The following is a 22,073-nucleotide window of genomic DNA, read 5'->3' as shown; positions in this document are numbered from 1 at the left end:
ATGTGGCGCCAATCATGGCCGAAACGAATCACCGCGCTTGAAACGATGATTCGGCCTTGGAGTCCCGCTGTCCATAGCTGGCGTTAACTTTTTGTTAACCGATGCAAACGGGACTCACCGGGAACGGCCCGATTCACTCCTAATAAGCGGTTAACCTGAAGAGAGGGTTAACTGCCATCGGCCGTTTCGTCCCGCGGCGGGACGGCTCAGGCGAGCGTTTTGCTGGCGATCTCGAAAACATCGCGCGAGAGGCCCTCTACCCCCACGATCCGTTTCAGCTCGGCCTGCATGAGCTTGCGGCGTTTCGGCTCCATCTGCCGCCAGCTCTTGAAGGCACCGAGCATGCGCGCGGCGACCTGCGGATTGAGTCTGTCGAGTTCCAGCACCTTGTCAGCGACGAAGCGATAGCCCGCGCCCTTCGCGTCATGAAACCGAAGCTGGTTCGCATTGGCGAAGCTGCCGATCAGCGAGCGCACCTTGTTCGGGTTCTTCATGGTGAAAGCGGGATGGCCCGTGAGGCGCTTCACTTCGGCAAGCGTGCCGGGAAGATAGGAGAGCGCCTGAATGGTGAACCACTTGTCCATGACGAGATGATCGCTCTTCCATTGGTCGTGGAAGGCGGCGAGCGCTTCCTCGCGTTCACTGCAGTCGATGTTGGAAAGCACGGTGATCGCGGCGATCTTGTCCGTCATGTTGTCGGCCCGGCGGAATTGCTCCGCTGCCAGCGCTACGCCATCGCCATCCGGTGCGGCGGCCAGATAGGCAAGACAGGTGTTGCGCAAGGCGCGCCGCCCCGCCTGCTCGGCATCGGGGCTGTAGGCCGCTTTCACTTCCATGCGGTTGTAGCAATCGAGAAGCGCATCCTTTGCCTCCACGGCGATCGATACGCGCAGAATCTCGCGAGCGTCGTGAATGGCGTCGACATCGACATCCTTGCCGATGATCTGGGCAAGCGCCTGCTCGCTCGGAAGGAGAACGATCTGTGCCGCAAATTCCGGATCGGTTTTCTTCGCGCGCAGGATGTCGCGCACCATCCCGGCAAAGCCGGTGCCCTTGCGGGGACTGCCGCCCGCCTTCACCGTCTCCACCATGCCGGCAAGCAGTCCTGTCGCATAGCGCTGCGCCGCTTCCCAGCGGTTGAAGCTGTCGCTGTCATGGCGCATCAGAAACACGAAATCGCGCTCCTTGAGATTGGCATTGAGCTTCACAGGCGCCGTAAAGCCGCGCAGCAGCGACGGCACCGGCTTTTCCTTCACATCGCGGAAGCGCCATGTCGCCTCGCGCTCGGTCAGATGCAGCACGCGCGTTTTCGCGCCGGGTTTCTCCTCGCCGTCAAGCGTCAGCGGCATGTCCTTGCCATCCGGTCCGACAAGGCCGATGGCGACCGGAACATGATAGGGCTGTTTCACGCGCTGGCCCGGCGTCGGCTGGCAGACCTGGCTCATTTTCAGCGTATAGGTCTTGCGCGCCGCGTCGTAGCGGCCGGAGGCAAGTACTTCCGGCGTGCCCGACTGCTCGTACCAGCGCTTGAACTGCGACAGATCGAGCTTGGCGCCTTCGGCCAACGCATCGAGGAAATTCTCCACCGTCGCTGCTTCGCCGTCATGCCGTTCGAAATAGAGATCCATGCCTTTGCGGAAGCGCTTGGGGCCCGCCATGGTGTGGATCATGCGGCAAAGCTCGGCGCCCTTCTCGTAGACGGTCGCCGTATAGAAATTATTGATCTCGATATAGCTGTCCGGCCGCACAGGATGGGCAAGCGGCCCGCCATCCTCCGGGAACTGGTGGGCGCGCAGGAGCCGCACATCGGAAATCCGCTTCACAGCGCGCGAGCGCATATCGCTCGTGAATTCCTGATCGCGGAAGACGGTCAGCCCTTCCTTCAGGCAAAGCTGGAACCAGTCGCGGCAGGTGATGCGGTTGCCCGTCCAGTTGTGGAAATATTCATGCGCGATGATCGCCTCGATCGCGGCATAGTCGGCATCCGTCGCCGTATCTGGCCGCGCGAGGATGTACTTGTCGTTGAAGACGTTGAGGCCCTTGTTTTCCATCGCGCCCATGTTGAAGGCGCTCACCGCGACAATCATGAAGATGTCGAGATCGTATTCGCGGCCGAAGCGTTCCTCGTCCCATTTCATGGCGCGCTTCAGTGCTTCCATCGCATAGGCGCAGCGATCCTCGTTGCCCTTTTCGACGAAGATGCGAAGCGTCACTTCGCGGCCGGACATGGTGGTGAAGCGGTCTTCGACCTGCGCGAGATCGCCAGCCACAAGCGCGAAGAGATAGGAGGGCTTGGGGAAGGGGTCGTGCCACTCGACGAAATGCCGCCCGTCTTTCGTCTTGCCGCTTTTCACCGGATTTCCGTTCGACAGCAGCACGGGCGTTGCCTTGCGGTCGCCGGTGATGCGCGTCCGGAAAACGGACATCACGTCCGGCCGGTCCGGATAATAGGTGATGCGGCGGAAGCCTTCCGCCTCGCATTGCGTGCAATAGATGCCGTTCGAGAGATAGAGCCCTTCGAGCGCCGTGTTCTCCTCCGGCGCGCAGGTTGCAACCGTCTCGAGCGTGAAACCGCCTTCAGGCACCTCATGGATCAGGAGCTGCGTGTCGCTGAGGCTGTAGCGGTTCCTGCCCAGCACCTCGCCATCGATCTTCACTTCGAGAAGCTTCAGCTTCTCGCCGTCGAGTGCAAGGGGCGCCACGCGGTCCGTCGAATGCGGATTCCGTTCCATCTTCAGTGTCGTATGGACGCGCGTCGCCTTCGGGTCCAGCTCGATATCGAGCGTCACCTCGGCAATGGCAAAGGCGGGCGGCGTATAGTCCTTGAGGCGGATCGGGCGGGGGTCGTCGGTGCGCATGGCGGCTCGGTACTCACGGAAAAAGGCGTACGGTCTTGATAGCTCAAGGCCGTCATTTTCGCGAGAGGAATGGCGGAATTGGGGCGGCGTGCCTTACGTGGCCGGGCCCATGATGCTGGTCACGATCGCATCGGCGTCATTCGCGATCGCCATGACATCGTCCGGCAGGTTTTCCGGGTTGTGCCGCGCATAGTCGGCAAGGCGGCGCAGGAGGACGAGGAATTTGGGCGAGGCGGCGATCACCTTGGCCTGCAATTCCACGCGGTCCGGCGTGAGATCGTATTCGACGCCCGGCACGCGCCAGCCGCCGCCTTCATGGCTGCCCGTCACGACGACGGGATGCGTGCCTGGAATGGGATGATTGGCGCATTCATCCGCGCCCCGCCACTTGTTGGCGACGCGCACCACATGCCATTCCTCCATCTCGGGATCGAGATGGGAAAGCGTGGCGACTTCCTCGGTTTCGAGTTCCTTCGCGGCGAAGTCGCGGCCAAGGCCGACGTCGTAATGGATGCGCAGCGGCTCATCCATGTCCTTCACCCATTGCGGCACGATCCGCTCGATCGTCGCCCAGGTGCCCACCGGGCGCACATAGACCCGCTGGTTTTTATGGAACTGCGCTTTCGCCATCTGACGAGGAGCCTCCGCCCGAATAGGTGAATCCGGGTGGGATGATGCGCCTCAGGCGGTAAGCATTCGCTTAAGGAAATCGGCTGATTTAGAGCGATCTGCCGGAAAATCGGCGCTATTCCGCGGGTGCGCCGGGCGCCTTGCCGCCGAGTTTCGCCCCCATCCGCCGGAAAGCGCCGCCGATCCGGCCAATCCGGGTGCGTGCATCTTCCATCAGCGTATAGGCGACCGGCACCACGACAAGCGTGAGCGCAGTGGACGAGATGAGGCCGCCGATGACGAGGATGCCCATGGCATTGCGGAACTCGGCCCCCTGGCTGGTCGACAAGGCAACCGGGATCAGGCCGCATATGGTCGCGATCTGCGTCATCAGCACCGGGCGCAAGCGGACAGGCCCTGCTTTCAGCGCGGCTTCGCGGGCCGTGGCGCCCGCCTCGCGCAGCTGGTTCGTATAGTCGACGAGCAGGATGCCGTTCTTCATCACGAGCCCCATCAGGGCCAGCAGCGAGATCTGGCTGAACATCGTCATTTCCTGACCGGAAATCTTCAGCGCGATGAAGGCGCCCGCGAAGGAGAGCGGCGCCGACAGCATGATGATCGCAGGCTGGGCGAAGCTGTTGAACTGTGAGGCGAGGATCATGTAGAGCGCAATGAGCGCAAGCATGAAGGCAAAGCCGATGGCGGCGCCCGTTTCCTTCATCCGCTTGGAGCGGCCCTCCGCGCTCCATGAATAGCCGGCGGGCAGCTCGAGCTCGTTTAGATATTTCTCCACCTCGGCGGAAGCCGGCCCGAGTGCTGCGCCTTCCGGGTTGTTTGCAAGGATCGCGATGCGCCGCGCCCTGTTCTGCCGTTCGATCTGTGCCGGACCTTCGGCAACATCGAAACGCGCCACATTGGAAATGTCGATCAGGCTGCCATTCGCGGCCCGCACCTGAATGAGAGAGAGCTTCGAAATGTCGTCGCGCTGGCTTTCCTCAAGCCGCACGCGAACGTCGAATCGCTGACCGAACTCCTCGAAGCTGCCCGCCTTCATGCCGCCCACCGTCGCACGCACCGTTTCCGCAAGCGCGCGCACCGGCACGCCGAGATCGGCCGCGCGGCGCCGGTCCACCTGAACTTGCACTTCCGGCTTGCCGGAGTCGTAACTCGTCTTGGTGTCGGCGAAGAGCGGGCTTTGCCGCATCCGTGCGACGACGTGATTGGCGTTTTCCTCCAGCACCGCAAGGTCCGGCCCCTGCAGCACATACATCATGGCGAAGTCGGCAAAACCGCCACCGGAGATCCAGGGCACATCGGCAAGCGAAATGTGCTTGGCTTCTGGCGCCGCGCGCTGCATGGCGAGGCGCGTTTCATCCATGATCGGGATGAAGCTGTCCTTGCGTTCGTCCTTCGCCGTCAGTCCAATATAAAAGGAGGCCTTGTTGACGCTTTGCTGCGCATCGGAGCCGATGGTGTAGAACACCGTCCTCACCTCGCGGACCCCTGAAATGGCATGGGCGACGCGCGATGCGACGATCCGCGTCTCCTCCATCCCGGCACCGAAAGGAAGTTCCACGGTTGCGAGGAATTCCGCGCGGTCGGCGCGCGAGTCGAATGCCATCGGGATTGTGCGCGCCACGAAGACGGCAAGAAACAGCGAGAATATGGCGACAAGAACAACGACCCAGCGCGCACCGAGCGCCCATCCGAGAACCCGGCCATAGAAGCGGTCGAGAGAATTGTAGGCATCGTCGAAGAACCGCGCGACGCGATTATAGCTCGCAGGGTCTGTTTCGCCCGGTTTCAGCACGCGCGAGCAAAGCATCGGTGTCAGCGTCAGCGATACCAGCAGCGAAACGAGCACCGAGAAGGTAATGGCAAGGCCGTACTGGAAGAAGAAGCGGCCGACGACGCCATCCATGAAGGCAATCGGAACGAACACGGCGCAGATCGAGAACGTGGCGGCGAGCACCGCAAGGCCGACCTGCTTTGTGCCTTCGGAGGCGGCCTGCATCGGCGGCATGCCTTCCTCGAGCTTGCGATAGATGCTTTCCAGTACGACGATGGCATCGTCCACGAGGAGGCCCACTGCAAGCGAAAGCGCCATCAGCGTCATCATGTTGATGGTGAAGTCCATCACATAGAAGGCAAAGAAGGTCGATACGAGCGCCGTCGGCATGGCCACGGCAACGATCAATGTCGCACGGATCGAAAGCAGGAAGGCGAGCGTGACGGCGATGACGAGAACGATGCCAAGCTGGATATCGACGAACACGTCTGCTGCCGATCCTTCGATGAAGACTGCCGTGTCGCGCGCCGTTTCGATATTGACGCTGTCGGGTGCGATCTTGCGGATTTCGTCAAGCTCCTGCCGGATCGCACGGGCCACTTCGACCGTATTGCGGCCCGATTGCTTGCGGATTTCGAGGGAGACGCCTCGCTTGCCGTTGAGTTCGGCATAGGAGCGTTCGTCCGCCATGCCGTCCTCGACGCGTGCAACATCGCCAATGGTGGTCGGCGCGCCGTCCTGCCGGAAGGCGACGAGAATGCTGCGGAAGCCTTCGACGGATGAAATCTCGCCCTTGGTCTTCATTGAGAATTCGGTGAGACCGCCCATGGCTTCGAGGCGGCCGCCAGGAATTTCTGCATGTTCGCGGCGGATCGCGGATGTCACATCATCAGCTGTCACGCCATAGGCACGCATCTTCACGGCGTCGAGCCAGATGCGAACCTCCCGGTCTCGTCCGCCCACCACGCTGATGGAGCCCACGCCGGAAATGCGCTGCAGCCGTTCCTTCACCGTCTTGTCGGCGAAATGCGTGAGGTCGCGGATCGGCAGATCGCCGGCGATCATTACCGACATGATGGCCTGTGCGTCCGGGTCCACCTTCTGCACGATGGACTGCTCGGCATCCTGAGGCAGGTTGGCACGCGCCAGCGAAACCTTGTCGCGCACGTCCTGCGCCTTCACGTCGACATTCTCATCGAGGTCATACTGAATGACGACCTGCGACAGACCTTCCGCGCTGGTGGAGGAAAGCGTTTCGATACCCGATGTCGTGTTGACCTGCTCTTCGATCGGATCGGTCACGTCGCTTTCGATAGCTTCAGGCGAAGAGCCTTCGAGCTTGGTCGTCACCGAGACGACGGGAAACTCGACTTTCGGAAACAGGTCGACGCCTACGCGCCCGAGCGAAATCCACCCCAATACGACCAGCGCACCGATAATCATGATGGCGAAAACGGGGCGGCGTATGGAAACGTCGGCAATCCACATGGGGTCTACTCCTCGCTCGCGCTCAGCGCGTCGCCGTCCCGCTGTCCGGGTTGCTCGCCGCCGTGACATCCACCTGTCCGGGGCGCAGTTCGATACGTACCGGCATCCCTTCGACCAGAAGCGGCAGATTGGGCCCGGTCAGTGCATTGTCGCCTTCCTTCAGCCCGTCCAGCACTTCCACGCGTGTGGCATCGATCTGGCGCACGGCGATGTTGACACGCTTCGCCTTCCCGGCGTCCGAGGTGAACACATAGCGGGCCGCCTCCGTGCCGAGCAGCGCGGTGCGCGGCAATGTCAGCACGTGGCGGGCGCGCGGATGCACCTCGACCCGCGCAAACAGGCCGGGCTTCACTTCATAATCTTCGTTGCGGATCGGCAGGCGGATTTCGACCGAGCGCGTCACATGATCCACACGGTCGTTGATGATTGCCACATAGGATTCATAGGACCGGTCGATACTGTCGATATAGATCGTCGCCTTGGTGCCAACCTCGAATTTGGAGAGATAGACTTCCGGCACGTTCACGATCGCAGCCACGATGTCGATCTTCATGATTTCGAGCACGCCGCCGGGTCCGCCCATGCCGCCCATGCGGGTTGCCATGAACTTGCCTTCGTCCACATCGCGCGCCGTGATGACGCCGTCGAAGGGCGCGGTGACGACGCAGTCGTCGAGCATCTGCTGGGCCGAGGCGAGTTGCGCCTTTGCCATGCCGAGGCGCGCATTCGCGGCATCGCGGCCGCGCCGCGCATCGTCGAGATTGCCGCTTGAGACAAATCCCTTTTCGTGCAGTTCGGACGAACGGTTGAAGGTCTTTTGCGCGTTGCGCACATCGGCCTCGGCGAGCTTCACCTGATTTTCGAGTTCGGCGACCTTGAGCTTCCATTCGGCATCGCGCGTGCGGAAGAGCGGTTGACCCTCCTTCACACGATCGCCCACGCGCACGAAGATTTCCTCGATGATGCCGTCGACACGTGGGCCGAGCGGCGTTGTCTTGTGTGCGGCGATGGTGCCTGTGCCGGTGACCGGTTCCGCCAGTTCTTCTGCGGTGACCGTTTCCGCGAAAACCGGGATCGCGTCGCGCCCGGCATCCGCCTCTTGTTCCGGCGCGTCTTCGCCACAGCCGGCAAGCATGAGCGCGGCAAGCGCGAGGGCGGGGAAACGGATCGCCTGGAACAGCATGTCGAACCTCACTTGGATCCCCGGCGCGCGGCGGGGAGAACTTGTATCTTGTTATGGTATCCTTGGTTACGATATAGAGGAAGAGGATTCAGGAAAGGCGTTTCATGTCCGCCGGAAAGGCAAAGGCGAGCCCAGATCAGGACTTTGGCTGGCTGCACCGCGATGTGTACCGGCTCTTCCAGCGCGCCTGGGACCGGCATTTGCAGGCCTCCGGCACGGGCATTACCGTGCCCCAGTCCCGCGTCCTTGCCGCGTTGCGCCAGCACGACGGGCTAACCCAGACCGAGATTGCCGACCTCGTGATGATGGAAAAGGCGCCACTTGGCCGCACCATCGACCGGATGGAGGAAGTTGGCCTTGTCGAGCGCCGCCCGGACCCGGCCGACCGCCGCGTCCGCCGCGTTTATCTCACCGATGCCATCGAACGCCTCTACGATCCCCTTTGGGGCGCGGCCTTCGCCATGTTCGACGTGGCGCTCGAAGGGTTCACACCCGAGGAATACCAAGCCTTTCTCGCCATGCTTCGCCGCATCAAGGATAACCTTGAAGCAGCCGAACAGGGACAGGAGCAGGCGCCACGAAGCGACCGCGCCGCCGCCCGTTGAGGCTTGAGGCGCGCCGCGCAATCGGCAACCATCGCCTATGCGCAGGCTCTCGATTCTATTTCTGTCTACCTTGCTGGCGATGGCGCTTTGGGCCGCGCTTCTTTTCGCCGGCACCACCCAGGGCTGGTGGCGCGCCGGCTCCGCTCCGCACGGAGATGTGGCATCGTTCTTCTCGACTTCGATTGAGGCAATCGACGCGGCGGAGCAGGGCGCGGTCGCCTTCGTGCTGATCGAAAAGGGCGATATCTTCGGTGAACATTATGTTTCCGCCGGCGAGCCCGTTACCCGCGACACGCTGTTTCAGCTTGCCTCGCTCAGCAAATGGGCGACAGCGCTCGGCGTAATGAAACTGGCCGCCGATGGAAAGCTCGACCTCGATGCACCCGTGTCGCGCTACCTGACGCGCTGGCAGCTTCCTGAAAGCGAATATGGAACGCAGGGCGTCACCGCGCGGCGGCTGCTGTCTCATACCGCCGGCCTGACGGATGGCCTCGGCTATCTCGGCTTCGAGCCGGGCACACCTGTTCAGACGCTCGAGGCATCGCTTACAGAGGCGGCAGACCCCATGCCCGGCGCCGATGGGCGGACCCGCGTTGGCCTCGCACCCGGCAGCACCTGGAGCTACTCGGGCGGCGGCTATGCGCTGCTTGAGCTTCTGATCGAGGAAATCTCGGGTGAACCGTTCGGCCAATATATGAGGCGTGAGGTTTTCGAGCCGCTTGGCATGTCGGGGGCGACTTTCGATCCGGCGGATGCGGAGAGGGCCGGGCTTGCCCCCTGTTTCGATGAGGCGGGTGAGCCCTGCGCCTATCGCGACTTCGCCGCGCCCGCCGCCGCATCGCTGCATGCAAGTGCCGCTGACCTCATCCGTTTCCTGGAAGCGCATATGCAGGGCTCAGGCCGCAGCCTTCTGCCGCCCGCCCTCGCAGCCGCCATGTCAGCGCCCCATGCCTCGCAATATGGTGTGCCCATCTGGGGGCTCGGCGTCATGCTCTATGCCGAAGCGCCGGGCGGCGGCTTCATCATTGGCCATGACGGCATGAACTTCCCGGCAATAGAAACCACCGCCCGGCTTGATCCGGAAACCGGCGACGGCATCATCATGCTCGCGACCGGCAATCCTGACCTCGCGGCAACGCTGGGCGGCGAATGGGTCTATTGGCACACCGGCCGCGTGGATATGCGGGCACTCGACGCGATGATCCCTTTGGCCGGGTTCGCGCTGCTTGCGGGCTGGGCCGTGATCCTCATTGCGGCTGCAATCCTGATAGTACGACGGCGGCGATCCGAAAGCCCGAAATCATCGTAATTCACACTGAAACCCCGCATATGGGCGGGGATTCGGCCGGGCGGCGCCGCCACATCCCAAGCCGACGCGGCGTCAATTGCATGGCCCTTTTCATATGCCCTCAATGTAGGGAGAATGCGCGCCAAACAACGTGCCCGGGCCGCCGATGCGCCCCGAGAAACGCATGACTTACGCCCGAAAGGCATAAAGGGAGACATCATGAATTTCGATTTTTCCGACGACCAGAAAATGCTGAAGGAGCAGGTGCGCAAGTTCCTCTCGGACAAGAGCCCGATGACGGTGACGCGCCGTGTGCTCGAAAAGGAAGAGGCCTATGCCGAAGAGGTCTGGAAGGGCCTTGTCGAGATGGGTCTCACCGGCACCGCGATCCCGGAAGAGTTCGGCGGTCTCGGCCTCGGGGCGCTTGAGCTTTGCGTGATCGCGGAAGAGCTTGGCCGCTCCGCCGCGCCCGTTCCTTTCTCGTCCTCGATCTATCTCGCGGCCGAGGCGATCAAGCTTTTCGGAACGCAGAAACAGAAAGAAGCATGGCTGCCGAAGCTCGCCGCTGGCGAAATCATCGGCACGGTCGCCGTTTCCGAAGGTCTCCACGCCGCCAACCCGCGCAACATCGAAACGAAGTTTGCGGGCGGCAAGGTGAACGGCGTGAAGCAGCCCGTTGCCGATGGTGCCGCGGCCTCGGTCGCCATCGTGGCGGTCAACACCGGCGGCTCCGGCGAGCAGGCGATTTCGCTCGCCATCGTCGATCTCAAGGCCGGCGGCGTCTCGTCCGAGCCTGTCCGCACCATCGACCCTTCGCGCCAGCACGTCACGCTGACGCTGAAGGATGCGCCCGCCGAAATTCTCGGTGACAAGCAGGGTGAAGGCTGGTCGCAGCTTTCGCGCGTGCTGGACGGCGCGGCGGTGCTCTTTGCCTTCGAACAGGTGGGCGGTACAGAAGCGGCGCTTGAAATGGCGCGCGACTATGCGCTGGAGCGCTATGCCTTCGGCCGCCAGATCGGCTCTTATCAGGCGATCAAGCACAAGCTCGCCGACATGTATGTGAAGAAGGAACTCGCGAAGTCGAACGCCTATTTCGGCGCCATGATGCTCAACGACGAGGGTGCCGAACTCACCGAAGCTGCCGCAGCCTCTCGCATTGCCGGCTCGGACGCCTATGTCTTTGCTGCGCAGGAAAATATCCAGACGCATGGCGGCATTGGCTACACATGGGAATCCGACTGCCAGTTCCATTATCGCCGCGCGAAACTCCTTGCCCTCACGATCGGCGCGCCGATCCAGTGGAAGGAAAAACTCGTCTCGCGCCTTGAAGCGAAGAACGCGGCCTAATCAGGACATTCGGGAGAAACGAAAATGGATTTCAACGATACACCGGAAGAAGCCGCCTACCGCCAGCAGGTGCGCGCGTGGCTCGACAAGAACGCAACCCGCAAGGCCGACGCGAAGGGCGCTGAGCTGCCGCGCGACCTCAAGGAAATGATCGCCCAGTCGAAAGCCTGGCAGGCGAAGAAGGCCGAAGCCGGCTATGCCTGCATCACCTGGCCGAAGGAGTGGGGCGGCGGTGGCGGCACCACCATCCACAACGTGATCTACGGCCAGGAAGAGGCGAACTATCTCGTGCCCGGCGGCATCTTCGCCATCGGTCTCGGCATGTGCATTCCGACCGTGATGGCCTGGGGCTCCGAAGAAGCGAAGAAGCGCTTCGTCGCTCCCGCCGTGCGCGGCGACGAGATCTGGTGCCAGCTTTTCTCCGAACCCGCTGGCGGCTCGGACGTCGCAGGCCTGCGTACCAAGGCTGAGAAGGATGGCGACGAATGGGTCATCAACGGCCAGAAGGTCTGGACGTCGGGCGCCCATTTCTGCGACTACGGCATCCTGCTCGTCCGCACCGACCCCAATGTGCCCAAGCACAAGGGCCTCACCATGTTCTGGATCGACATGAAGGACCCGGCCGTGGAAGTGCGTCCGATCAAGCAGATGTCGGGCGGCGCCGAGTTCAACGAAGTCTTCTTCACCAATCTCCGCGTGAAGGACAGCCAGCGTCTCGGCAATGTCGGCGACGGCTGGAAGGTCGCGCTTACCACGCTGATGAACGAGCGTCTCGCGGTTGGCGGCTCTCAGGGCAATGCCGATACGGACGATCTCATCGAGCTGGCGCGCGACGTGACCATCGCGGGCGAACCGGCGATCCGCCATGGCGGTGTGCGCGAGCGCATTGCCGACTGGTATGTGCAGGCGCAGGGACTGAAGTTCACCCGCTTCCGCACGCTCACCGCTCTGTCGAAAGGTGAGACGCCCGGGCCGGAATCGTCGATCTCCAAGATCGTCGCCGCGAAGAAGATGCAGGATCTCGGCTCCTTCGGCATGGACCTGCAGGACATGGGCGGCGTCATCCGCGACCGCAAGCTCTCGCCGGCCGACGGCGCCTATACCGAACAGTGGATCGGCGCGGCCGGCTACCGCATCGCGGGCGGCACGGACGAAATCCTCCGCAACATCGTCGCCGAGCGCGTGCTCGGGCTTCCGGGCGATGTCCGCGTGGACAAGGATCTGCCGTTCAATCAGGCACCCAAAGGAAAATAAAGAAGGGAATGTAGGACTTTCCTTCTGACGAAAAGCAAAAGGCCGGATCGGAAGATCCGGCCTTTCTCTTTGTGTCGAGTGATTTCTTCACGCCGCCGCGTCGGCATTGGCGTAAAGCGCGAGGTGGTCGCGCATCGCCTTCTGGAAGGCGGGGCGCGCCTCGCAGCGCGCGCGATAGGCGCGCAAGGTCGGGAACTGGGCGAGTACATCTTCTTGCCGCACTTCGCGGAGCACCGTCGTCATCATCAGGTCGCCAGCGGTGAAGCGGTCTTCGAGCCAATCGCGGTCGCCAAGCCATCCGGCGAGTTGCCGCAGACGATGTTGGAGAAATTCCACCGCACCCGGGCGGCGGAGTTTCGCCCATTCCTCATCCTTGAAGAAAAGGTCGATATGCGTGACAGCGGACACTGCAGGTTCCACCGAGTTCAGCGCCGCGAAGACCCAGCTCATGGTCCGCGCGCGGCCTTGTGCATCGCGCGGCATCAGCACTTCCGACTTTTCCGCGAGATGGAGCAGGATCGCACCGGACTCGAACATCGAGACCTCGCCGTCTTCGTAGCAGGGCACCTGCGCGAAAGGCTGCTTCTGCAGATATGCGGGCGTGACCTTGTCGTCCTGCGAGATGCACAACTCCTCGTAAGGAAGGCCCGCTTCCTCCAGCGCCCAGCGTACGCGGAACTCCTTCACGTGACCGCGAGCGAAATCCGGCACCCATTCGAACGAACTGAAGGTCCTCATGCTCATGCTCCTGTTGGTCTGGTCCTGCGCAGGGGGGCGACAACGCGCCGCTTGCAGTAATGTTTTGATATCAATATAATACATAAAGTTTGATATCAACAATAATCTGGCGGGCGACGGACATGACCAGAAAAGAAAACGACCTTGCCGAGGCGACGATCCATATTCGCGATCACTGCCTTTGCCTGCATGCGCAGCGCGCCGCCCGCGCGCTCGCCCGCCGTTTCGACGATGCGCTGCGTCCCTATGGCATCACCAGTGGGCAGTTCTCACTGCTGAACGTGCTGAACCGGCGCGAGCCGGTGGCGATGGGCCCGGTCGCGAAGTTCCTTGCAATGGACCGTTCGACGCTGACGGCGAATTTGAAGCCGCTCGAACGTCAGGGCCTGATCTCGATCGAGGTGGACCCTGAAGACAGGCGCAGCCGCAAACTGATCCTGACCGCTGAAGGCCGCAAGGTGCTGCGCGCAGCCGTGCCAGTGTGGAAAAGCGAGCACGCCGCGCTCGAAAAGGAAATCGGCGGCGACCCCGATGCGCTGCGCGCAGGGCTTAGCGCTATCGCGTGACCGGCTGATCCTGTCGTGCCCGATTTGTGCTAATCTGCGCCGTCGGGAACATCGAGCGGCGGGGCTGTTTGCTTCAATTCATTGCAAAGATGGGAAGCTCGCTGCGGCGCTTGCTGCCCCGTGGCAGCAGCCGTTTGCCCTGGGTCGTTCCCGTTCTGCTGGCACTCTTCGGCGTCAATCACTTCATCTATCTCTATGTCTATGTGCCGCCTGTGCCGCAGGGTCTTGAGAATATTCGCGAAGCGGGCCGTCTCGTCGTGCTGACGCGCGAGGCACCGACGACCTATTACGACGGTATAGATGGTCTGACCGGCTTCGAATATGAGGCGATGCAGCGCCTCGCCAGATCGCTCGATGTCACTGTCGAATTCCGTCTCTACGACACCGAGAAGGACGTGATGAAGGCGCTCGCGGCCCGTAAGGGCCACATCGCCGCGGCCGGGCTCGGCCTCACTCCGGCCCGCAGGGAGGCCTTCGCGGTCGGCGGTGAGTATGAGCGGGTTCGCCAGCTTGTCGCCTGCCGCCGCGATCTGCCGCGCCCGAAGGCGCCCGCCGGTCTGAAAGGGCTCTCCGTCGCCGCCTCGGCAGGCACACCGGCGGCGGAAGCCCTGCTCGCCGCGCTCGAGGGCGTGGATGGCGTGCGCCCGTCGATTGAAAATCAGTCGGCGGAGGAGCTTCTGAGCCGCATATCGGAAGCCCGTCTCGACTGCGTCGTGCTCGACTCCATCCTGCTGCGCGTGGCCAACCCCTATCACCCCGAAATCGCGGAGGCCTTTGCCATATCGGGCGAAATGCCATTTGCATGGCTTCTGGCGCCAGGTTCGGAAGACCTCGCCGAGCCCATGCGCCTCTGGCTGGCGGGCATGAAGAAGTCCGGCACATTCGCCGCACTGGAAAGGCGTTTCTTCGGGTTCCTGCCGCGTTTCGACTATGTCGACATCCGCGCCTTCCGCCGCGCCGTTGAAGAGCGCCTGCCGGACTATGAAAAGGTCATTCGCCGTGCCGCTCGCGACAATGGATTGCCCTGGCAATTGCTCGCCGCCATCGCCTATCAGGAGTCGCATTGGCGCCCCGATGCCGTGAGCCCCACAGGCGTGCGCGGCTTCATGATGCTGACGCAGCAGACGGCGCGCGAGCTAGGTGTCCAGGATCGTCTTGACGCCCATGAAAGCATCAACGCCGCTGCACGTTATCTTGCCGACCTGAAAAGCCGTATCCCGGTCAGTGTCGAGGAGCCGGATCGCACATGGTTCGCGCTCGCCGCCTACAATCTCGGCCTCGGCCATGTCTATGACGCACGTGCCCTTGCCACCCGCCTCGGCCGCGACCGGGATAGCTGGGCGGATCTGCGCCAGGTTTTGCCCCTGCTCAACAATGCCAACTATGCCGAAAGCCTCCGCCACGGCCGGGCACGGGGCGGGCAGGCGGTCCATTTTGTCCAGCAGGTCCGCACCTATATGCACATACTTGACGGCGGCGCTGGGACATAAGCCCCTGTAAAAACTGCGACATTTCGCGCGCGGCCTGCGACCGAATGACCACTCTCAAATTATGGATATTAGGCGGAAAGTAATCCGGTAGCGCGCCGCCGACGGGGCTCGGCGCATCGAACCGGAGAAACACCAAATGAAAATCGAGCGGAAACTGAGCGCAGGCGTCGCGGTCGCTGCAGCCTTGCTGGCGGCGGCTCCCGCCCATGCGGATTTCACGGGCAAATCGGCAGGCGACATCATGGTCCGTGCGCGCGCCCTCTGGGTGGTGCCGGACGAAAGCGCCTCCGTCACCGTGCTGGGCGGCGATGTGAATGTGTCGAATGACGTCGTACCGGAAATCGATTTCACCTATTTCCTCACCGACAACATCGCGCTGGAACTCATTGCCGGCACGACGCGCCACAAGGTATCGCACACGCCGACCGGCATCGATCTCGGCAAGGTGAGCCTCCTGCCGCCGACGCTGACGCTGCAATATCACTTCATGCCGAAGGAGCGCCTGAGCCCCTATGTCGGTGCGGGCGTGAACTACACCGTCTTCTACAATGAAGATGCACCGGGCGGCGCCGTTACCAGCATCGACTACGACAACAGCTTCGGCTGGGCCTTGCAGGCCGGTGTCGACTATGCGGTTGCCGATCGCTGGTATGTGAACTTCGACGTGAAGAAGATTTTCCTCTCCACCGACGTGTCGATCAACGGCGGCGCGATCAACGCCAAGGTCGATCTCGATCCTTGGCTCTTCGGTGTCGGTGTCGGCTACCGTTTCTGACAAGGGCAGGGCGGGCCGAGCGCCGGCCCGCCCGCTTCTCCCGGCGCCGGGGCCAATTGAGCCCGGCCGTCATTTGGTGTAGCAGATAGGGCAAACACCCTAGGCAATTCGGGGCCTGCTAGCCTCTTTTGCCGCTGAAATACCAATAGACTGCCGACCGGGGAGAGTGAGCGTGAGCGAGAGTGTAAAGCCGCAGGCGGGATTGGCCTTCAGCGTCGCCATTCTGGGCGCAGGCGCGGGCGGACTTGCCATGGCGATCAGCCTGCAAAAGGCGGGCATCCCCTTTACCATCTATGAAAAGGCGGCAAGCGTCGGCGGCACCTGGCGCGACAATACCTATCCGGGCTCGGGCTGCGATGTGCCCTCCATGCTCTATTCCTATTCCTTCGAGCCGAAGCCGGACTGGAGCCGCAAATTCGCGCCCCAGCCGGAAATCGTCGACTACTTCGAAGGCGTGGCGCGCAAATACAAGCTCCTGCCGCATATCCGCTTCAACACGGAGATCGCGGAAGCCCATTTCGACGAGGCTCGGGGCCTCTGGCGCATCCGCTCGGTTTCGGGCGAGGAATTTACGGCCAATGCCGTCGTCTCGGGCGTCGGCCAGTTGAACCGTCCCGCCTTCCCGAAGATCGAAGGGCTTGAGACCTTCAGGGGCGCGGCTTTCCACTCCGCGCGCTGGGATCACTCGGTCGGTATCGCAGGCAAGCGCGTCGCCGTCATCGGCAATGGCGCAAGTGCCATCCAGTTCGTGCCGGAAATCGCGCCGAAGGTGGGGCATCTCACCATCTTCCAGCGCACGCCGAACTGGTGCGTGCCGAAGCCCGACCGTCCCTTTCGCGAATGGGAGAAGAATCTCTTTCGCGCCGTGCCCGCGCTCGTCCGCCTGCAGCGTTGGTGGACATATCTGATGCTGGAGCGGAACTACCTTGCCTTCGTGCAGGGCAGCTTCTTCGGCAAGCTCTTCGAGAAGGCGGCGCTGAAGGAACTCGAAACCCATATCAAGGATCCCGAACTCCGCAAGAAGCTGACGCCCGATTATCCGGCTGGCTGCAAGCGTATCCTGCTCACCAATGACTGGTATCCCGCGCTCGCCCGCGACAATGTCCATGTCGAGACAAGCCGCATCGCCAGGGTGACGGAGAACGCCGTGGTGACGGAAGACGGTGTCTCGTATCCCGCCGATGTCATCATCTGTGCGACCGGCTTCGAATCGACGGACTTTCTCGCGCCGATGAAGGTTACGGGCCGCGGCCATGCCGATCTCAATGCCGTGTGGGCGCGCGGCGCAGAGGCGCATCGCGGCGTCGCCGTCGCAGGCTTCCCCAATTTCTTCATGCTCTACGGACCGAACACCAATCTCGGTCACAACTCGATCATCTTCATGCTCGAATGCCAGGTGAACTACATTTCCCAGTGCATCGAAACGATCGTAAAGGATCGCCTGCGCTATCTCGATGTGAAGCCCGCCGCGATGGAAGCATTCAACCGTAACCTCCAGCAGGACATGCAGAAGACCGTCTGGGCTGCCGGTTGCTCGAGCTGGTACAAGACGGCGGATGGCCGCGTGACCAACAACTGGTCGAGCTTCACCGCCAAATACTGGTGGGAAATGCGCCACCCGGATTTCGATGAGTTTTCTCTCGTCGGACGTTGAGACGCGAGACCTTCAAGGCAAGCTGATTTCCTCAACGGCAGGCTGGCGTTCGAGCAGATTTGTTCGGGCAGTCTCGACTCTGCGCATTTCAGGGGCGATGATCGGTCATCGCTTTTGAATGCAACGACAGCGGCCGCAAAAAAAACGGCCGGCAATACGGGGAAACTCCAGATGACTGCAGCGAATGACCGGGACTTCGTGCCCATGCGCAACGGCATCTTCATGGCGCCGTTCCATCCGACCGATCGCGACCCGACGGAAGCGCTCCAGCGCGACCTCGAACTGATCGAGCATCTCGACCGCTTCGGCTATGAAGAGGCCTGGATTGGTGAGCATCATTCGGCAGGGTTTGAAATCATCTCTAGCCCCGAACTCTTCATTGCCGCCGCCGCCGAACGCACCAGACGCATCAAGCTCGGCACCGGCGTCGTCTCGCTGCCCTATCACAATCCGCTGATGACGGCGAACCGCATCCTCCAGCTCGATCACATGACGCGCGGCCGCGTGATGTTCGGCGTCGGCCCCGGCCTGCTGCCGTCCGATGCGATGATGCTCGGCATCGACCCGATGACGCAGCGCGACCGCATGCTCGAGGGTCTGCTCGTCATCATGCGCCTCTTCAATGGCGAGGTCGTGACCGAAAAGACCGACTGGTACAACCTCGTCAATGCTCGCGCGCATCTCACTCCCTATTCGCATCCGCATCCCGAAATCTGCGTCGCAAGCGCGGTAAGCCCGTCGGGCGGTCGCGCCGCCGGCAAATATGGCCTCGGCATGCTCTGCGTCGCCGCGACCAATGCCGATGGCTTCGATGCACTTTCGACCAACTGGCAGATCGCCCGCGAAATCGCCGCCGAGAACGGGCAGGTGATGGACCGCGGCAAGCTGCGCCTCGTCGGTCCGGTGCATATTGCCGAAAGCCGCGAACAGGCCCGCAAGAATGTCGAATGGGGGCTTCACAAGTGGCGCGAATATTTCGCCAATCTCAATCCGCTCGCGCCGCCGCTGCCTGAAGGCATGGACCCTGTCGATGCGATGATCGCAAGCGGTCAGGCCGTGATCGGTACGCCGGATGATGCGATCGAACAGATCAAGCGGCTTCAGGCCAAGCAGGGCCAGTTCGGCGCCTTCCTCCAGCTTGCGCATAACTGGGCGCCTTGGGACGCGACGGTGAATTCCTATCGCCTCTGGGCCGAGCATATCGCGCCCGTGTTCAAGCGCGCCAATGAAAGCCGTCAGGCCTCCTACGAATGGGTGACGGAGAACGGCGCGAATTTCATGGGTCAGGCCATGCAGGCCGCCGGCGCCATGATCCAGAAACACGCCGACGAACGCGCGGCCAAGGCGCAGAAGAAGGCGGGTGAGTAGTCGCCTCAAGGCCGTTTTGCATTTTCAGGTGCCCCCGGGCTAAAACCCGTCTGTGACCCAAAGCAACCGCCCGGCCGTGCCGGGCGGTTCGCATCCTTGGACAGAGCCTGTGAACGCAAGTCGCGCCACCATCTCCGTCGCGCCCATGATGGACTGGACCGATCGTCACGACCGGTTCTTCCTACGCCTCATTTCGCGCCGCGCCTTTCTCTATACGGAGATGGTGACGACGGGCGCCGTGCTGCATGGGGATCGCCAGCGTCTTCTCGGCTTCGACGCATCGGAACATCCCGTCGCCGTGCAGATTGGCGGCTCGGAGCCAGCCGATCTCGCCGAGGCCGCGCGGATCGCGGAAGGCTTTGGCTATGACGAGGTGAACCTCAATGTCGGCTGCCCGTCCGACCGCGTGCAGTCCGGCCGCTTCGGTGCCTGCCTGATGCGCGAGCCGGATCTCGTGGCGCGCTGCGTCGAGGCGATGCGCGGGGCCGTATCCGTTCCGGTCACCGTGAAGTGCCGCATCGGCGTCGATGAGCAGGAACCGGAAGAGGCGCTCCCGGCGATGGCGCGCGCTGTCCGCGAGGCGGGCTGCGAAACGCTCATCGTCCATGCGCGCAAGGCTTGGCTCGAGGGTCTCTCGCCGAAGGAGAACCGCGACATCCCGCCGCTTGATTATCCGCTGGTCTATCGCCTGAAGCAGTCGATGCCGGAGATGGAAATCATCATCAATGGCGGGATTGCGACGCTCGACGAAGCGGCGGATCACCTCGCCCATGTCGATGGCGCCATGCTCGGCCGCGCCGCCTATCAGAACCCGTATGTTCTGGCAGAGGTGGATGCACGCTTCTATGGCGAAGCCGCCGCGCCGCTCTCGCGCCATGATGTGCTGGAAGCCTTCCTGCCTTATGTCGAGCGGGAACTCGCGCAAGGCACGCATCTGCACGCCATGACCCGCCATATACTGGGCCTCTTTCAGCGCCAGCCCGGTGCGCGCGCCTTCCGCCGTCACATATCGGAAAATGCGCCCCGCGCCGGCGCCGGAATCGAAGTCATCCGCGAGGCCATGCAGAAAGTCTCAAGCCTTCCTGCGGCCGCCGCCGCCCAATAGAGAACCGCCGCTCCATGCCCATCGAATCCATGTCGCTCATCGAACTCGCGCCCTTCGCGGCGGGCCTCATCGTCACAGGGCTTGTCGCGGGTGTGCTGGCCGGCCTCCTCGGCGTCGGCGGCGGCATCGTCATTGTGCCGGTGCTCTATCACGTCTTCACGCTGCTCGGCATCGACGAGGCGGTGCGCATGCATCTCGCCGTCGGCACATCGCTCGGCACCATCGTGCTGACCTCCATCCGCTCCGTCCGCGCGCACGCGAAAAAGGGTGCGGTCGATTGGGAGATGCTGCGTTCATGGGCATTGCCCATTCTGGTCGGCGTCGTCTGCGGCACGCTGATCGCAGCCTGGGTCAGCGGCGATGTTCTCACCGCCGTCTTCGCCACCATCGCGCTTCTCGTCGCCGCCAATCTCGCTTTCGGCAAGGAGAGCTGGCGCCTCGGCACCAAACTGCCGGGCATGCCCGCGCAATATTCCGTCGCCAGCGTCATCGGCGTCCTCTCCGCACTCATGGGTATCGGCGGCGGCACATTTGCCGTCAGCTTCATGACACTTTACGGCAAGGACGCGCGGGAGGCGGTGGCCACATCTTCCGGCCTCGGCGTGCTCATCGCGGTGCCTGCCGTTATCGGCTTCGTCTGGGCGGGCTGGAACGATCCGGCCCTGCCGCCTTTGAGCCTCGGCTATGTGAACCTTGTCGGCATGGCGCTCATCGCGCCGCTCTCGGTGCTCGCCGCGCCCTGGGGCGCCGCTCTGGCCCACGCCATCAGCCAGAAGGCGCTCATCCGCGCCTTCGCATTCTTCCTTGTGCTGACATCCTTCCAGATGTTCTACCGGCTCTTCGGCTGACCCTCAGCCGAGAAACCAGTCCGCGATCCGCGCATTCTCTTCCGACGGATAGGTATGCGAGAGATCAGCGATTTCACGGTAGGTGACATTCGCCCCCGCCGCCGAGAGTTCGGCATAGGCAAGCCGCGCCATGTCGGCGGCAAACATCCAGTCGAGCGCGCCATGCGTGATGTAGACCGGCAGCCCCCCAATCCGCGAAGGGCTCGCCATTCCCATCAGCATCGGGTGCCAGGCGGCGGAAACGGGCGCGAGATGCGTGAAGGGCCCGCCCGCAAGCCCCGCAAGATAGGTAAAGGTGCCGCCATCGCTCATGCCGGTGAGGAGAATGCGGCTCTCGTCCGCGCGCCACGTCCCGCGCACATGCGCCATCATCCGCGCAAGGCTCGCCCCGTCCGTTTCCGGCTCCATCAGCGACCATGTCGCATCGAGAGAGGTCGGCGAGAGCAGCAGGCAGCCGCGCGAACGCGCCGTCCTGAGCCAGCTCCACAGGAAACCGCGCCCATGCCCGCTGCCGCCATGGCACGCGACGATGAGCGGCAGCGCTCCGGTGCCGTCATAGGTCTCCGGCACATAAAGCGAAAAGCCGCCGCGGTCTCCCTTTGCATTGCCGAAGTGATGCACGCCGGTATTCGCGCGCGCCGCGCCTTCCGTCAGCCGCCCGATCAGCACCGCATCGTTGCGTGCATCGTCGTCGAGGAAGAAGCGGCTGACCGGTGCCAGCATCGCCGAAACGGGGTAGAGCGCTTCCATGGCGCGAGGCCCGTGGCGGAGCGCGCGATAGGCCGCGAAGACCGGCCCGCCCGATGCCGATGCCTCACGGTCGTCCGCCGCCGCGCGCAGCCCCTCGAAGGCCGCTTCCGTCTCGTCCGTCGCCTCGCGCACATGGACAGCGAAAGCGCGAAGCTCCTCCGGCCATTCGACGGCATCGAAGGGCGTCCGCGCCTCCTTCAGCTTCGCTGCAATCGGCGCCGCCTGTTCGGCAAGCGACGGCAGCAGCGGCGGGTGCAGATGCCGCGCGATGAACGACATCGCGTCCATCCCCTGCAGCAACGCCGGCAGCAGCGTATCGATCGCGTCGATCAGCTTTTCCTGGGGCGTGGCGGACACC

General features: G+C 62.9%; 17 protein-coding genes. 11 read left to right on the top strand and 6 right to left on the bottom strand.

Annotated features, from left to right (window positions below):
* Positions 1–206: 206 nt before the first annotated feature.
* The 4 genes from pepN to ACK4FH_RS14925 all read right to left on the bottom strand — a co-directional run bounded on the left by pepN (position 207) and on the right by ACK4FH_RS14925 (position 7,939).
* Positions 207–2,858, bottom strand: coding sequence for an aminopeptidase N (gene pepN, locus ACK4FH_RS14940; protein ID WP_409815494.1), 2,652 nt, complete (start codon positions 2,856–2,858; stop codon positions 207–209).
* A gap of 93 nt (positions 2,859–2,951) precedes the next feature.
* Positions 2,952–3,488 carry a hypothetical protein gene (locus ACK4FH_RS14935; protein ID WP_409815491.1) on the bottom strand — a complete coding sequence of 179 codons (537 nt, stop codon included), beginning with the start codon at positions 3,486–3,488 and terminating at the stop codon, positions 2,952–2,954.
* A gap of 115 nt (positions 3,489–3,603) precedes the next feature.
* Positions 3,604–6,744, bottom strand: a complete 3,141-nt coding sequence (locus ACK4FH_RS14930; RefSeq protein ID WP_409815489.1) for an efflux RND transporter permease subunit — start codon at positions 6,742–6,744, stop codon at positions 3,604–3,606.
* Between the two features lie 22 nt (positions 6,745–6,766).
* Positions 6,767–7,939, bottom strand: a complete 1,173-nt coding sequence (locus ACK4FH_RS14925; RefSeq protein ID WP_409815486.1) for an efflux RND transporter periplasmic adaptor subunit — start codon at positions 7,937–7,939, stop codon at positions 6,767–6,769.
* Between the two features lie 92 nt (positions 7,940–8,031).
* Here ACK4FH_RS14925 and ACK4FH_RS14920 point away from each other — a divergent pair, with 92 nt between their 5' ends.
* The 4 genes from ACK4FH_RS14920 to ACK4FH_RS14905 all read left to right on the top strand — a co-directional run bounded on the left by ACK4FH_RS14920 (position 8,032) and on the right by ACK4FH_RS14905 (position 12,421).
* Complete coding sequence (locus ACK4FH_RS14920; protein WP_409815483.1) at positions 8,032–8,532, top strand: MarR family winged helix-turn-helix transcriptional regulator; 501 nt, start codon at positions 8,032–8,034, stop codon at positions 8,530–8,532.
* 37 nt (positions 8,533–8,569) lie between these two features.
* A complete protein-coding gene (locus ACK4FH_RS14915) occupies positions 8,570–9,841 on the top strand; it encodes a serine hydrolase domain-containing protein (RefSeq protein WP_409815481.1) in 1,272 nt (423 codons plus the stop codon).
* Between the two features lie 198 nt (positions 9,842–10,039).
* Entirely contained in the window at positions 10,040–11,167 is a 1,128-nt protein-coding gene (locus ACK4FH_RS14910; RefSeq protein WP_409815479.1) for an acyl-CoA dehydrogenase family protein, read from the top strand.
* A 24-nt stretch (positions 11,168–11,191) separates the two neighbouring features.
* Positions 11,192–12,421, top strand: a complete 1,230-nt coding sequence (locus tag ACK4FH_RS14905; RefSeq protein WP_409815476.1) for an acyl-CoA dehydrogenase family protein — start codon at positions 11,192–11,194, stop codon at positions 12,419–12,421.
* A gap of 87 nt (positions 12,422–12,508) precedes the next feature.
* Here the strand turns inward: ACK4FH_RS14905 and ACK4FH_RS14900 are convergent, their stop codons facing one another.
* Positions 12,509–13,159, bottom strand: coding sequence for a glutathione S-transferase family protein (locus tag ACK4FH_RS14900; protein ID WP_409815475.1), 651 nt, complete (start codon positions 13,157–13,159; stop codon positions 12,509–12,511).
* Positions 13,160–13,281: 122 nt separating this feature from the next.
* Between ACK4FH_RS14900 and ACK4FH_RS14895 the strand changes: the two genes are divergently transcribed.
* The 7 genes from ACK4FH_RS14895 to ACK4FH_RS14865 all read left to right on the top strand — a co-directional run bounded on the left by ACK4FH_RS14895 (position 13,282) and on the right by ACK4FH_RS14865 (position 20,965).
* Positions 13,282–13,725, top strand: coding sequence for a MarR family winged helix-turn-helix transcriptional regulator (locus ACK4FH_RS14895; RefSeq protein WP_409815473.1), 444 nt, complete (start codon positions 13,282–13,284; stop codon positions 13,723–13,725).
* 134 nt (positions 13,726–13,859) lie between these two features.
* Positions 13,860–15,215, top strand: coding sequence for a membrane-bound lytic murein transglycosylase MltF (gene mltF / locus ACK4FH_RS14890; protein ID WP_409815471.1), 1,356 nt, complete (start codon positions 13,860–13,862; stop codon positions 15,213–15,215).
* Between the two features lie 136 nt (positions 15,216–15,351).
* A complete protein-coding gene (locus tag ACK4FH_RS14885) occupies positions 15,352–15,990 on the top strand; it encodes an OmpW/AlkL family protein (RefSeq protein ID WP_409815469.1) in 639 nt (212 codons plus the stop codon).
* 172 nt (positions 15,991–16,162) lie between these two features.
* Entirely contained in the window at positions 16,163–17,644 is a 1,482-nt protein-coding gene (locus ACK4FH_RS14880; protein ID WP_409815467.1) for a flavin-containing monooxygenase, read from the top strand.
* Positions 17,645–17,815: 171 nt separating this feature from the next.
* Positions 17,816–19,012 carry an LLM class flavin-dependent oxidoreductase gene (locus ACK4FH_RS14875; protein ID WP_409815464.1) on the top strand — a complete coding sequence of 399 codons (1,197 nt, stop codon included), beginning with the start codon at positions 17,816–17,818 and terminating at the stop codon, positions 19,010–19,012.
* A gap of 109 nt (positions 19,013–19,121) precedes the next feature.
* Positions 19,122–20,117, top strand: a complete 996-nt coding sequence (dusA, locus tag ACK4FH_RS14870; protein ID WP_409815462.1) for a tRNA dihydrouridine(20/20a) synthase DusA — start codon at positions 19,122–19,124, stop codon at positions 20,115–20,117.
* 14 nt (positions 20,118–20,131) lie between these two features.
* Positions 20,132–20,965 (top strand): sulfite exporter TauE/SafE family protein, encoded by an 834-nt coding sequence (locus ACK4FH_RS14865; protein WP_409815460.1) that lies wholly within the window; start codon positions 20,132–20,134, stop codon positions 20,963–20,965.
* 3 nt (positions 20,966–20,968) lie between these two features.
* Here ACK4FH_RS14865 and ACK4FH_RS14860 read toward each other — a convergent pair whose 3' ends face one another.
* Positions 20,969–22,072 carry a phospholipase gene (locus tag ACK4FH_RS14860; RefSeq protein WP_409815459.1) on the bottom strand — a complete coding sequence of 368 codons (1,104 nt, stop codon included), beginning with the start codon at positions 22,070–22,072 and terminating at the stop codon, positions 20,969–20,971.
* Position 22,073 lies beyond the last annotated feature (1 nt).

Source organism: Parvibaculum sp. (assembly GCF_046297875.1).
Classification (GTDB): Bacteria; Pseudomonadota; Alphaproteobacteria; order Parvibaculales; family Parvibaculaceae; genus Parvibaculum.
Note: the sequence above shows the minus strand (reverse complement) of the source record. Positions and strands in the feature narration are given on the sequence as shown.

Coding starts and splice junctions, on each gene's coding strand:
- pepN (WP_409815494.1), bottom strand. CDS start 2,858: ATGCGCACCGACGACCCCCGCCCGATCCGCCTCAAGGACTATACGCCG.
- ACK4FH_RS14935 (WP_409815491.1), bottom strand. CDS start 3,488: ATGGCGAAAGCGCAGTTCCATAAAAACCAGCGGGTCTATGTGCGCCCG.
- ACK4FH_RS14930 (WP_409815489.1), bottom strand. CDS start 6,744: ATGTGGATTGCCGACGTTTCCATACGCCGCCCCGTTTTCGCCATCATG.
- ACK4FH_RS14920 (WP_409815483.1), top strand. CDS start 8,032: ATGTCCGCCGGAAAGGCAAAGGCGAGCCCAGATCAGGACTTTGGCTGG.
- ACK4FH_RS14915 (WP_409815481.1), top strand. CDS start 8,570: ATGCGCAGGCTCTCGATTCTATTTCTGTCTACCTTGCTGGCGATGGCG.
- ACK4FH_RS14910 (WP_409815479.1), top strand. CDS start 10,040: ATGAATTTCGATTTTTCCGACGACCAGAAAATGCTGAAGGAGCAGGTG.
- ACK4FH_RS14905 (WP_409815476.1), top strand. CDS start 11,192: ATGGATTTCAACGATACACCGGAAGAAGCCGCCTACCGCCAGCAGGTG.
- ACK4FH_RS14900 (WP_409815475.1), bottom strand. CDS start 13,159: ATGAGGACCTTCAGTTCGTTCGAATGGGTGCCGGATTTCGCTCGCGGT.
- ACK4FH_RS14895 (WP_409815473.1), top strand. CDS start 13,282: ATGACCAGAAAAGAAAACGACCTTGCCGAGGCGACGATCCATATTCGC.
- ACK4FH_RS14885 (WP_409815469.1), top strand. CDS start 15,352: ATGAAAATCGAGCGGAAACTGAGCGCAGGCGTCGCGGTCGCTGCAGCC.
- ACK4FH_RS14875 (WP_409815464.1), top strand. CDS start 17,816: ATGACTGCAGCGAATGACCGGGACTTCGTGCCCATGCGCAACGGCATC.
- ACK4FH_RS14865 (WP_409815460.1), top strand. CDS start 20,132: ATGCCCATCGAATCCATGTCGCTCATCGAACTCGCGCCCTTCGCGGCG.